This is a genomic window from Desulfosporosinus sp. BICA1-9 (assembly GCF_000802135.1).
Genome location: NZ_JUEE01000105.1, coordinates 1 through 12,717, shown reverse-complemented (window position 1 = coordinate 12,717; position 12,717 = coordinate 1). Strand labels below are relative to the sequence as shown.

10 protein-coding genes and 4 pseudogenes are annotated in these 12,717 nt (G+C 39.7%); 8 read left to right on the top strand and 6 right to left on the bottom strand.

Annotated elements, in window-relative coordinates; genetic code table 11:
- Positions 1–85 precede the first annotated feature (85 nt).
- Together JL57_RS13505 and JL57_RS13500 are read left to right on the top strand one after the other, a co-directional pair.
- A pseudogene (locus JL57_RS13505) lies at positions 86–608 on the top strand (DUF3102 domain-containing protein); the annotation flags it as partial.
- 89 nt (positions 609–697) lie between these two features.
- Positions 698–886 (top strand): transposase, encoded by a 189-nt coding sequence (locus JL57_RS13500; RefSeq protein WP_034142566.1) that lies wholly within the window; start codon positions 698–700, stop codon positions 884–886.
- Between the two features lie 165 nt (positions 887–1,051).
- On the opposite strand, the gene JL57_RS13495 is transcribed toward JL57_RS13500, so the two are convergent.
- From JL57_RS13495 to JL57_RS13470, 6 genes and pseudogenes are all read right to left on the bottom strand, one after another.
- Positions 1,052–1,369, bottom strand: a complete 318-nt coding sequence (locus JL57_RS13495) for a hypothetical protein (protein ID WP_291300067.1) — start codon at positions 1,367–1,369, stop codon at positions 1,052–1,054.
- A gap of 441 nt (positions 1,370–1,810) precedes the next feature.
- Entirely contained in the window at positions 1,811–4,288 is a 2,478-nt protein-coding gene (locus JL57_RS13490; RefSeq protein ID WP_034142565.1) for a LuxR C-terminal-related transcriptional regulator, read from the bottom strand.
- 106 nt (positions 4,289–4,394) lie between these two features.
- Positions 4,395–4,565 (bottom strand): annotated as a pseudogene (locus JL57_RS13485) (alkylphosphonate utilization protein); the annotation flags it as partial.
- 287 nt (positions 4,566–4,852) lie between these two features.
- The gene (locus JL57_RS13480) at positions 4,853–5,047 is read right to left on the bottom strand and encodes a hypothetical protein (protein ID WP_034142564.1); all 195 of its coding nucleotides are present in this window, start codon (positions 5,045–5,047) and stop codon (positions 4,853–4,855) included.
- A gap of 237 nt (positions 5,048–5,284) precedes the next feature.
- Positions 5,285–5,911, bottom strand: coding sequence for a hypothetical protein (locus JL57_RS13475; protein WP_045691436.1), 627 nt, complete (start codon positions 5,909–5,911; stop codon positions 5,285–5,287).
- Positions 5,904–7,199, bottom strand: coding sequence for an AAA family ATPase (locus tag JL57_RS13470; protein ID WP_034142569.1), 1,296 nt, complete (start codon positions 7,197–7,199; stop codon positions 5,904–5,906). The genes JL57_RS13475 and JL57_RS13470 overlap by 8 nt, the downstream gene beginning before the upstream one ends.
- 347 nt (positions 7,200–7,546) lie before the next feature.
- Between JL57_RS13470 and JL57_RS13465 the strand changes: the two genes are divergently transcribed.
- The 6 genes and pseudogenes from JL57_RS13465 to JL57_RS13445 all read left to right on the top strand — a co-directional run bounded on the left by JL57_RS13465 (position 7,547) and on the right by JL57_RS13445 (position 12,655).
- Complete coding sequence (locus tag JL57_RS13465) at positions 7,547–7,948, top strand: recombinase family protein (protein WP_291300068.1); 402 nt, start codon at positions 7,547–7,549, stop codon at positions 7,946–7,948.
- A pseudogene (locus tag JL57_RS36400) lies at positions 7,902–8,232 on the top strand (recombinase family protein); the annotation flags it as partial. The gene JL57_RS13465 and the pseudogene JL57_RS36400, both read left to right, overlap by 47 nt.
- Before the next feature lie 48 nt (positions 8,233–8,280).
- The gene (locus JL57_RS13460; protein WP_291300066.1) at positions 8,281–9,033 is read left to right on the top strand and encodes a recombinase zinc beta ribbon domain-containing protein; all 753 of its coding nucleotides are present in this window, start codon (positions 8,281–8,283) and stop codon (positions 9,031–9,033) included.
- 396 nt (positions 9,034–9,429) lie between these two features.
- Positions 9,430–10,053 carry a helix-turn-helix domain-containing protein gene (locus JL57_RS13455; RefSeq protein ID WP_291300065.1) on the top strand — a complete coding sequence of 208 codons (624 nt, stop codon included), beginning with the start codon at positions 9,430–9,432 and terminating at the stop codon, positions 10,051–10,053.
- A gap of 80 nt (positions 10,054–10,133) precedes the next feature.
- Positions 10,134–11,780: an IS66 family transposase gene (locus tag JL57_RS13450; RefSeq protein WP_034142562.1), complete on the top strand. Its 1,647-nt coding sequence runs from the start codon at positions 10,134–10,136 to the stop codon at positions 11,778–11,780.
- Positions 11,777–12,655 (top strand): annotated as a pseudogene (locus tag JL57_RS13445) (DUF4338 domain-containing protein). Before JL57_RS13450 ends, JL57_RS13445 begins: the two are co-directional and overlap by 4 nt.
- Positions 12,656–12,717: the final 62 nt, after the last annotated feature.

Below are 12,717 nucleotides of genomic sequence, written 5' to 3'. Positions count from 1 at the left end.
TTGATAGGTTTATACCCAAGCCTTCACCATCCGAAGCCCGTCTACGTATGCTGTAATTAAAGCTACCAAAAAGGCGGGAATCAAAATGAATGAACCCATCACTGAACGTACGCCGCAAGGCATCGCGGCTGAGATTAATAGGATCAACAACAGACTTGTAAAATCATGCTTACCAATGCCATCGAGGTCGGCAAGCGCCTGAAGGAGGCCAAGGCCTTGCTCCCGCATGGAGAATGGGGAAAATGGTTAGTCGAATCGGTGAGCTATTCCCAGCGCACAGCCAACAGGCTGATGCAGCTCTTTGAAGAATAGGGAGATAAACTGTTCGCTTCCACCGATGACGGCGGCAGCTCAAATTCGCCGGCGCCGGCGAATTTGACCTACTGCCAGACCATCTTCTGCTGGGGATTCCGGAAGATGAGCTGGAGAAATTTATCCTGTAGCATGATGTAGAAGATATGACCATCCGGGAGCTGGATCAGGCTCTCAAAGAACGGAATCAAACCGCTCCGGAGAAAGAGCAGGCTCAAGTCACGCCCATGCCAAATAATCCTCAGGATATCAAACTAGACTATCTAACCGTCAAAAAAATCGACAAACCAAGAAGTATAATGGTCTAGGAAAACTCGACAAGATTTTTTGAAATGATAATGAACCTGATATAATAAAACCACTAAAGAAAGCAGGTTTATTATTGATGAAGAAAAGAGTATTTAGCGCAGAATTTAAGGCGGAGAGAGTTTTGGAGGTATTGCGAGGAGAAAAGGAAATAAACGAGATCGCCAGTGCCCATGAAATCTTTAATTTAATTTTGGGGTCCCATAAGTGTTACTATGTAAAGTATTTAGAACACCTAGAGCTCAAAAAACACAAAAATCAGGCATGAGAGCTGATTTTTGTGTTTTCATAATAGGCTTTTTTCGTGTTTTTGATAAAAACAATATCCCGTATACTCTTTATCCTCTGATTCTCTGCACTATTCGAATTGCATTTTTTGCGCTTTAAGAATTTGTCAATCTTAGGAAGACATCTTTCGTTTCAAATCTATATATTACTCCGGGAGTGAAAAACGATCGTTTACCTCCAGTAGGCTTGCACGTTTTCTATTAGCAAATCCTCTACCTGCCTTAACTTCGAATTCGATCTCATTTATTTTAATGTCTTTAGTATTAAACGCCTTAATTTGAAAAATACATGATCCGAATACAGCTAAGAAGATTGTTAGTACAAAATACGCCGTTGCAAACGTTACATATATAGTAGCGTCATAAGTATTTATATGCTTAGTATTGAGGTCCGCCATATTGGAATATCCCATTCCATAGAACAATAACGAGGAAAGATAACAAATCACTGTTTCTTTTGGCACTATGACACCTCCACTCTGAGATAATGATCGACGATGAATTTAAGGAACAAGGGCACTTCATCCCTCTCGAATATAATGACCCCAGGGGGTTGGACACGGAACTGAAAAGATAAGATAATAAAGGTATGAGTAAGAAAAACACTTATTCTGCCCAGGACGGGACATCTGGTCAGGCAGTATAACATATGCCCATTTGGTTTTCTATGACCCCTGAGAAGAAAAAGGAGGTTAATGCACTTCATTAGGTTTATAAGACGAGACCAATTGTGAAGAAAGGAGTTTATCTAAAGATTTTCAAAATCGTGTCACATACTCTCCCTTCAGAGCGAAAATTATTATTATGTTTTAATTTTTAGAACAATAAAAAACTCTACTATTAATAATCATAGCGGAGTTTTCTTGAACAATATATTATCGCATGCGATACTTTTCTTTAAATTATCACATTATTTTCAATTCAAGAGCTTTTTTGACAGCCGAAGCCCGTCCCGTTACCTGTAATTTTCGGTAGATAGAGGTAATATTTTTTCTGACGGTAACCTCAGCAACAAAAAGTATTGAGGCAATCTCCCGATTGGTCTTTCCTTCTAGAACATGTTTGAGTATTTCCATCTCGCGATTCGTCAACAAAGGGACCTGCAACTTTGTACTTTTCAAACGCTTTAAATTGGCAGAATGCTGGGTCGTACAGGCTATAAGCATGTTAAAATAATCATTATCTTGGTTGACCTCTTCTTGAAAGTCTTGGAAAATCTCAAGAATATAACTACCATATTCCGCAAAGGGTAATATAAGACGATCTGCTTTTCCTATATCTAGTGCTGAATAAATTGCTTTTTTTGCTTCTTCTAACCCATACAGCCTATACTTGGCGATAGCGACCAATATATACATATGCAGATAACCCAACACGTTGTTAAACACTGAAAAAACCTGCTGCATTTGCTCGCAGAGCACCTCTAATTTTATATACTCTTTCTTAAGCAAAAGGTATTTCCCATAGACGATGTAATTAAGCCCCATGCCTTGGTACAATACCTCGCTTTGTTCCATATCTCCAGACCTTAGCCATTTGATAAAACCATTTTCGTTTTCCGTTATACCTCCTATGTAGCCGGCACACACATCAAATGCACTGTTGAGAATAGGACTGTTGCATGCCTCTACTTCAGCACTTAAATCATCCATAATCCCCAGAGCTTCATCGAACTTACCCTTTGCTACGTACACCCTTGCAATAGTAAAATTGGAACATATTAAAATCGAAACCTGTTCCATGGTTTTGGCCTTGTATATGGCCTTATATGCGTTAAACTCAGCCCCTTCAAGATCTCCAGTTTCCATACAGTATTCCGCTCGTAGCAAATCATCAAACCCCTTGCCACAACCTCCAGCCATCTCCATGTAATAAGGAAACATCTCTTGAACACACTTCATCGTCCACAGCAATTTCCCTTTTTCGCGGTAATAAAGGTACATAGAATGAGGAGATCCAAATGTGATAATTTTATTCTTGTTTGCTATGAAGGAGTGGCCTTCCAAGATACCATGTGCTCTTTTAAACTTTTTATACATTAGAGAAGCATCATTAAAATAACCATACGCTCGTATCAGTTCTATTTCTCCAAGAATTCGTGTTTTCAATACAGAAGATATCCTCTGATTATTCTGGTAATACTGCTCTATTTCTGATAAAAGGTATGAACCGCCCTCCCTATCCACATTCGTAACATAAAAACCCGTATAGGCCAGATAGCCAATAGGGTGACGGTATTTTACTTCATCCGGAATATGCTTAAATAATTCTAAGATATATTTAGGATTGCTGTCAATCACTTTAGTGATGCTACTTTTTTCAAATTCAGAGAGAATTAGGTCATATTCTTTTGCTTTCAAGAGATATTTTAACCCTGTGATAATGTCACCGTTATCAATGCACCACTCACCGGAGCGCTTATATAAACCTTCGAAGTCCATAGTTGACTTCTGTTCATCAAGTAGTTCTTTTAAATAATTATTAAATATGATGTGAATTCTGTAAACATCGTTCCGTTGATCATAACGTATAAAAGAGTTTCCATAGCTTATTTTTCGAATAATCCTTTCAGTTTCTTGATCACCTGTCACATATACCGCTTGCTGTGGAGTGAAGCTGTCAAGTACACATAGTGATTTCAAGATGATTACTTCCCTATTCGTATACCGGCTCATAACTGCTGTTTCAATCAGTCTTTCAATACTACTGCACGACTCCAGCCTACCTATTTCAGAATATCTTTGCATGATTAGATATACAGCTGATACCCAGCCCTCGGATATCTCATAAACCTGCCTTGCTGTATCGTTAGATATATCATGGCAATACAATTTAAAGTACTCTTTTATTTCATCCGTGCTAACTTCAAATAAGTGACTTTTTATCAAATAGCAATAGCCTTTAAGCATTAACTCCTCAATCCTAAATTCAGGTATTATCCTTGAGAGGATCAGAATATAAAATCCATCTATTTTCGCCCGTACTATTCTTTCAATCAGCCTGTCAAGCTCTGAAGAGTGAGCATAATGATAGTCGTCAATTACCAGGACGGTGTTCGTCATATAGGTAAGGTCTTCAACAATTTTTAAGACCTTATCTCTTTGTGGAGTGTCGACGGGAAAACCCAAAGCACGAAGCTGTTTACCTACCTCCGGATTGGTTTTGGCCAGCTGACTTGTGAGGGAGTCCCATATATACTGAGGCGAAGATTCATCACTATCAACAGACAACCATACATATTTTGCATTGACCTCATTGAGGAAATCGCCTGCTGATGTAGTTTTGCCGTAACCCATTGCCGCCACAGCTACAGTCAGCGGATATTTAAATATGTTATTTAGTTCCACATTGATGCACTTACGCTTTAAAATATGTTGCTGCATATTAGGTCACCACCTTGATTCGACAGAATATAAGTAATTTTTATTATATCATACTGTTGCTATGAATAAAGGTAGTAATTTCCTTGGTTGAGCAGGGCACAAAGAGGCCATCGTTTAAGACATTCCCATTTGCATCTTTAACAATCTTGTTATCTTCATTGCTTTCGGTGTTTGATTCTAAAGTCCACTCATGGCCACATTCTGGGCAAACTAAACCATTTCCATCTTCGTAAGTGTATCCTGAATTACATGTTGGGCAATTTGGAAAATCAGCCATTAATTCATTTCCTCCATTCATTTAATTGGTGATGGTCTGAATGTAAATTTCCCTCTGAAAATCAAAAAAAGCCTTGAGTCGTACAACTTGATGTACCTCAAGGCTTTCGTTATGTATCTCCGCCTAAATTCGAGGGTTTAGATGGCGGAGGCGAGGCACACCTATCCAAACCCACGATAAGAAAATTATCATAAAAGCAAATCTATTCAGGCAACATAAAAAGACTGCATTACTGCAGCCCTATTTTGTGAGGGGGAGGGGGATAGTTCCTTTGGCAAGTTGTGAACTCACGCTGCTAGGGCGTTAGCTACTCCGCTACAACCAATAGCCCAAAAAGTATCAACAACACTAAAAGTATAACCAGTCATTTGATTAGTCTTATTCATACTATCCACCCCCGTTTGTTTACCTAATACGAACTCTCTTGCCAAAAAAAGTATTACCAACCCAGCCAATACTTCTAAAAGTAGCACACCCGACACATACGCTGCCCCAACCAGCGTCAATTCACAACTAAATTAAGAGTAGCATACTGAAATAATATTGTAAAGTGCGAAAGTTCTGTGAAAGAAAGCTATCCTTTTCTGAAAACGTATTCTAGCAAACTAATATGCAATACGAAATAATACTACCTAGATAAGAGCGAGTACTTATTAATAATGTCACCAGCGAAACATTTACGGTGGAATTTATTGAAGAGAAACCCAAAAAGGCTGGGATTACAATTGCTCTCCATTTCCTCTGCACTTATTGCCTGAACATTTCATCCCTAGTTCTTTACATAGTTTTTTAAGTTCATGACAAATCAAAATCATTATTGCTTTAATATCTAAAGCATCTACAAATCCTTTAGTAGCAGAGCCTTTGATATAAACTTTACCAGCCTTTTTATAAAGGGTTTTAATAACATCCGCCCCACCATTTATAGGGATCTTTGAGTCTTCTGGTAATCTAAGATATCGGAGTATCCCTTTCGCATCATACAAGAACCAATTTTCGATGGTTCGTTTAGCTTTTACGTGGATGATTTTATTGGCACCACTTGCCTTTAGCTGCTGTTCGACTTCAGACCATACCACTGGCGGTTTTGCAGAGAGATCAAACACGTCTGTATCATAGCACAATACTACGGTAAAGTTCACACCTGGGTTTCTGCTAATAACTTCGTTTTCAAATATCCTTTTTGCCCGATTTTTGTAATTTCCAATACCTTTGAGGTTTCTTATAATCAATTTATCGACTTTAAATCTTTGTCCCGGGGCAAATGTGTGAAGCTGATCAATGAGCTTAGTATAAAACTCTACCTCCGTATCTCCTTCAATAAAAATTACGATACCCCTACTCATTATTCTCAGTCTCCAAGTATTGTTCAATAATCTTTATATCCTCTTCAGTACCACTAAGTAATTCAAACAAATAGTCCCCAGTCGACATTTCCGAGTTAGAGGCATCATTAATTAGTGCTTTTTGGGCAGCTGTCCGTATTCTTTTAAATTGTGCAACACCATATTTACCTGGAATTCCCATATATATGTTATGTGGCTCGAGATATTGAATAATATAAGGAGAGTGGCTGGTAATAATAATCCTCGTCTCTCCTAACAGTTGTGTCACCACTCTTAAATAGTTTTGCAGTAGACTTGGATGAATTGAGTTTTCAGGTTCTTCAACTGCAATAAGTGAAAGATTATTTATGTCAGCAATGATGATATTTGTTAACAATAAAAATACTCTTTTGACGCCATCAGACATATCTTCAAAACTAATTGGTTGATTTAGGTTATTATCACTTACATATAAAATATACACTTCCTTACTTAATTTAAACGGCAGATCATCTGGAATTTTATTCTCTAACTTTGTTTTTACACTAACTTCTTGGACATCAATGTCTGTAATTTGTGGAAAAAGTTGCATAAAAGCATTCATAAGTAACTCATATTTTTCGGGATGTAGCTTTTTTAGATTAAAAATTTCTCGAGGTAGATTGTTTCCTTCCATTTCCAACGCATCCACATTCGTACGAATTAGCGGATTAGGACTATAGGAATCGCTTGCATCCAAATGTCGCTCAATATAAACCCTTAAACCATTAATTCTTTTTATAATATCGTAGTAATACAGGGAATCAAATGCCTTTAATTTGTTAATAATTAAATCGTTATCTTCTATCTTAACCTTACTATTACATCTCCCCGTTTCAGTACTACAATAGAATGCCTTATTCATGTCTCTTTTTATCAGTACTTTATACTTTTGATTTTTTTCATCCAGTTTTACTTTTAGCCACTCACCAACAATACGCGCACCTGTTTCGTCATCTCTTACCCACTTAAATTGATATCCATATAATACAAGATATGTACTTTCATCTATTGATGTCTTCATTTCAAACTCTATTCGAAAATCCTTTGAAGGCATACTCTTATTTAAGGGAATGCCCTTCGTCCAGGACATCATATTTTTCTTAATGTCCTCATTTCTTCTAATGAAATCTACACCAAAATCAATTGCCTGAAGTAAGTTAGACTTGCCGTAACTATTCAATGACACTAAGGCAACCAACTCACTACAAATTATTTCTGACATTTTAATGTTTCTAAATCCATCGATTGAGATTTTACAGAGTTTCATATTTCCCCGCCTCTCTTTACCCTGCGGTATAATCCTTATCACCATCATAACGCCCACCGCCTAAATACGCAATATTTATTTTCATATATATAAAATTATTAGCAAAAAATACCTCATCCAAACCTTTTTACGCAAAATTTCTTTGCATTATAATTAATACGCCATTTTTGAAGCTTGCTCTTCATATCCTGCTATGGGTATGATAATACCTAAAATACAATGTATGCTGCCTTTTGTTAATCTGCGCAAAGCATAAGCCTCATGCATTCGAAGACTCTCAAGGCATGGCCAAGTAAAATGATTGGACCCTTTATATATTGATAGAACTATTTTCGATATTCGGATAAATAACTGTACTACATTTCCAAACGTCTTACGGCTACGATGTTGTTAAGATTTACGCCGACAAAGCAAAGTCAGCACCCACCGATAAGCGCCCCGAGTTTCAACAAATGATTCAAGAGAGTAGCCAAGGCCTCTTTGATGTACTCTTCGTCCACAAGTTAGACCGCTTCAGTCATGATAAGTACGATAGCTCTAGCTATAAGCAAAGGCTCAAAAGGAACGGCATTAGGCTCCTCTCTGTTACAGAAAATCTAGATGGTAGTCCTGAATCAATCATCTTGGAGTCACTTCTCGAAGGAATGGCAGAATACTACTCTAAAAACCTTGCCAGAGAGGTTATGAAGGGCATGAAGGAAAATGCTTTTCAGTGTAAAAATACAGGGGGGATTCCCCCTGGGCTTTGATATCGATCCCGTTACTAAAAAATATGTAATTAACGAGGTTGAGGCCAAAGTGGTACGCGAAGTCTTCTCACTCTATCTCGACGGCTACGGTTACAGAAAAATGATAACCGTTCTAAACCAAAAGGGGCAATACCTTCGGCAAAAACAGCATCCATGAACTGCTTAGGAACGAAAAGCATTCAGGCACCTACGTCTTCAATCGTTCTGCTAGTAAGGATGCATTCGGTAAAAGAAATGGTCATGAAGATAAAGATGACGATTCTATAATCAGAGTTGAAGGTGGAGTACCTGCCATAATCTCCAAGGAGGACTTCCAAAAGGCTCAGGTCAAAATGGCAACCAATAAACGTCAACCTGGATTCTACAAGGCTAAAGAAATCTATCTTCTCAGCGGTTTGATTTTCTGTGGCGAATGTGGTCATGCGCTCCAGGGAAACCACAGACCCGAATGTAAGAACCGTCCAAAATATGTCACTTATCGCTGCGGCAATCGCGACCGAACCAAGCAATGCGACAATAAGGAAATCCGTAGAGAGTACGTCGAGATGTACGTCCTGCATCAGTTAGAGCAGCGACTGTTCAATGACAAAGCCATCCCTCATCTAGTTCAGATGCTTAATGAATACCAGTTAAAGTCCAACACTAACATAAATAAAGAACTTTCCGAAATGGGAGTAAAGCTAAAGGAGATAAAAAATCAAATTGCCAATATCGTCAACGCTATAGAAAATGGATTTTTTCAGGAGTCATTCAAGACCCGAATGACAGAACTGGAGCAAGAAAAGCAGTTGTTGGGAATAGCTATACAGCAACTGAGTATTAGGGACGCAGCGGTTGAGATAACCGAGGACAACCTAAGGAATATGTTCAAGATGTTTAAGCAGTTTGTAACTGAGAAGAATATCCCAGAATGTAAGAAGTTCATCAACAGCTACGTCGATAAAGTCATAGTCTACAAAGACCACCTTGAAGTAACATTCAAGGTGGCCTTTTCTTTTGAGCAGAAAAATAACATCTACTCGTTTAAGACATCAGTTAAAATGACCAATCTTTTTAAGACTTACAGAAAGGCTGCTGGAATGTAGACGATTGTCATCAAAAAGTAAAAAGCCTTAGACGGAGTACATCAGTTGTTGGAGATGTACTTCACAGAAACAAAAACAAGCTCAAGGATACGGAACTTGTGATCCGAAGATTTGGATCACTTTTGTTTGTCCTAAATGAAGGAATACTTATTATTTTGTTGAATTAATACTAATAACGTTGCCAGTGATTCGTAAATTACCTTACTAGTTAATGTTTCAAACCATATTCACGGATAAGGAAGTATTCCCGACACGTGTTGTATAAACCCTAAGGATTTGGGGATATTTTCGACGCCTGTCGGCAATCCATCGTTTTATACGACATGTAATATTTGGGGTCAAGAAGAGGTTAAAATTTTGGTCAAACCAGCCTGAAAATGGGATGAAGACGATATATTGACTCTTATAGAAAATGAGGTAAAGGAAAGCCTGAGCCTCGATTACAAGGAATGTGGTGCCTTGCAACGTACAGATGGTAAAAAGAATGAGCTAAGCAAGGACGTTTCTTCTTTCGCAAATTCTGCAGGTGGTACTTTGGTGTATGGAATTATTGAAGATGGTCATATCCCTGTTGGAATAAGCGAAGGATATGATCCTAATGGAATCACTAAGGAGTGGATCGAACAGGTTATAAATTCCCGAATTCATCAACGTATCGATGGGATTATAATAAACCAAATCGAATTGCGGAAATCTAGGCCGGGGAAAGTTCTTTATGTAGTACATATTCCGCAAAGTTTACGTGCTCCCCATATGGCTGCAGACAAAAGGTTTTATAAACGCTATAATTTTGAATCTGTTCCTATGGAGGAGTACGAAGTAAGAGATGTGATGAACAGGAGTGATTCACCTGAAATAAGGCTAATTTGTAATTTTAAAGATAACGAAAAGATATCAAGTGTAGTTTACTCAACAGAAGATACTTATTCCGCTCCAATAAAACTTGAAGTAACTGTGATTAATGACTCAATGATACCTGCTGATTATTCTTCATATAAATTATTGGTACGTATTCAGTAAACCATTCAAGAGGCCTTCCCTCAAAATAACTGAATAAAATTCTGCTGGCTACAATGAGAATTCTATGGCATAATTGAAGCATGAGTACAGATGATCGTGAAAAGCTACCTACAACTTCATCAAAGAGAAAACCAAGAACGAAGAAACCTCTATGCACTTTCCCTGAATGTGGTCCGGTCAACGCTTTAAAGGCGTATGTCAAGAAACTTGCGGAAGAAACGGCTGTTTTAAAGCAAGAAATTGCTGACCGTGACGCTCGTCTCGAAGAGATGGAAGCGAAAATTCGTAATCTCCAAGGTGATCTCTTTGCCCCTTCGTCAGAACGGCTCTATCTTGCTTCCAAGGATGGAGTCGTGGTTGACAAGGATGCGGATGCGTATGATTCTGGAATCACTCAACAAGGTGATGGTTTAAGAAAAAGAGGAGCTCAGCCAGGTCATACTGGTCGGGGGCGGAATATCCCCGATTCTTTTCCGATCATTGAGATGATCCATGAGATTCCTTTAAACAAAAAGGTCTGTCCACAGTGTGGGAAGCAATACCGTGATCTCAATTTGACCGAAGATTCTATCGAGATAGACTATGAAGTGAAGGTCATCGTTAAAAAGCACCGACGGAAAAAAGCTGCAAAGACGTGCGATTGCTCAGTTCCTGCGATTATGACTGCCGCTAAGTCGCCTCAGATTATTCCTAAGGGCAAATTCAGCACAGCATTTTTATGTTTTATCATGGTTCAAAAGTATTTCTTTCAAATTCCGCTAAATCGCCAGATTCAGCAGTGGGCCATGGAAGGTTTAGAGGTTAACGCTGGTACCATCATCGGTGCCTTCAAAGCCCTCATGGAATATATCATCCCCTTATATGATTTATTGGTAGCTGTGAGCCGCGAACAAAAACACTGGCACGTGGATGAGACACGCTGGCTGGTATTTGTAGAAACACCAGGGAAAACAAGTTTTCGCTGGTGGCTGTGGGTATTTGCTTCAAAACAGACTACAGTATTTGTACTGGATCCCTCTCGTTCAAGTCAGGTGCCTAAAGGTCATTTTGGACAAGATGCCCAAGGCGTTATTAATGTGGATCGTTATAGTGCTTATAAGACTTTAGAAGGTCAGCTTCAGCGTCAACTTTGTTGGTATCATGTTCGGCGGGACTTTATCCGAGCCAAGGAAGGTAATTCAGCCCTTACAGACTGGGCGGACGATTGGATCTCTGAAATCCACTGGCTCGACTCTCTCAATGATGACCGTGTTGCATGCCGAAATGATGCGATTCTGTTGGCTGAGAGGCAGGTCTCGGTCGAGAACCATCTGGCTAAGATGGCTGATCAGAGGGATACTCAACTGGCGATTATTGATCTAAAACCGGTGCAAGTCAAAGTTCTGAGAAGCCTTGAGCGTAATTGGACGGCTCTGACCGTCTTTGTGAGTGATCTTGACATTCCCATTCATAACAATGTCGCGGAACGGGCTCTGCGTTCACCGACCGTGGGACGTAAAAACTACTACGGTAATCACGCTAAGTGGAGTGGCGATTTTGCTGTCATGATGATGTCAATATTACAGACCGCTGCTCAGCATAAGCTGAATGTTCAAGCCTACCTCGTCTATTACCTGGAGGCTTGCGCGTGCCTAGGTAAAGTCCCAGAGGATCTGGAATCTTACTTGCCTTGGAATCTTTCGGAAAAGACAAGGGAAGCCCTTAAACTGCGGAGGGCCAGGCGATGAATGTGATGACCGCCAGTGGGCGTACCTTTAGTCACTCAGAACTAAAGCTCATCCGAGAAATTAGCCAGAGGGATTCGATCAATCGGACGCAAATTTCCCGTGAAGTCTGCCTTGCCCTCAACTGGCTTAAGCCGGACGGGAAGCTCAAAGAGATGAGTTGCCGTGTGGCTTTATTACGCATGCATCGCGCAGGTATTCTTGAATTGCCCCCACCGCTACGGGGGGATCCCAATCGTTCGCGCCATCGTCATTTAGAGTTGACAACGGCCAGTGACCCTGGCAACCCCATTACGAAGCCACTATCCGCTCTAGGAACGATTCAACTGGTTCGTGTGATGCAACCAAAACTCTCGCGTTTATGGAATGAATTGATCCAGCGCTACCATTACCTTGGGTACACTCCCTTAACAGGAGCTCAAATTCGATACCTTATCTATACAGAAGACGGCGTGCTTTTGGGTGCCATTGGCTTTTCTGCAGCTGCTTGGGCTTTGCATCCACGTGACACTATGATTGGTTGGAATAGAGAGCAACGAATATAACGTCTCAACGGGATCGTTAATAATACGCGGTTTCTGATCTTGCCCTGGGTTCAAGTTAAGAACCTAGCCTCAAAAGTGTTAGCACTTTGTGTTAGACAATTACCCCAAGATTGGCAAACCATCTACTCATATAAGCCGGTTCTGATCGAAACGTTCGTTGAGAAGGATCGCTTTCATGGGACCTGTTACAAGGCGGCGAATTGGAGTTATATTGGCGATACCCAAGGCCGGGGAAAACGGGACCGAACTTACGAGTATGCAGTTCCTATTAAAGCTATCTATATTTATCCCCTCAACAAAAACTTTCGAGATATTTTAACCCGACCGGATTAATTCCGGTCTTCATTTATTAGGGTTTTAACTTGTTGATGGAGGGTTTACTGAACACTTACAAT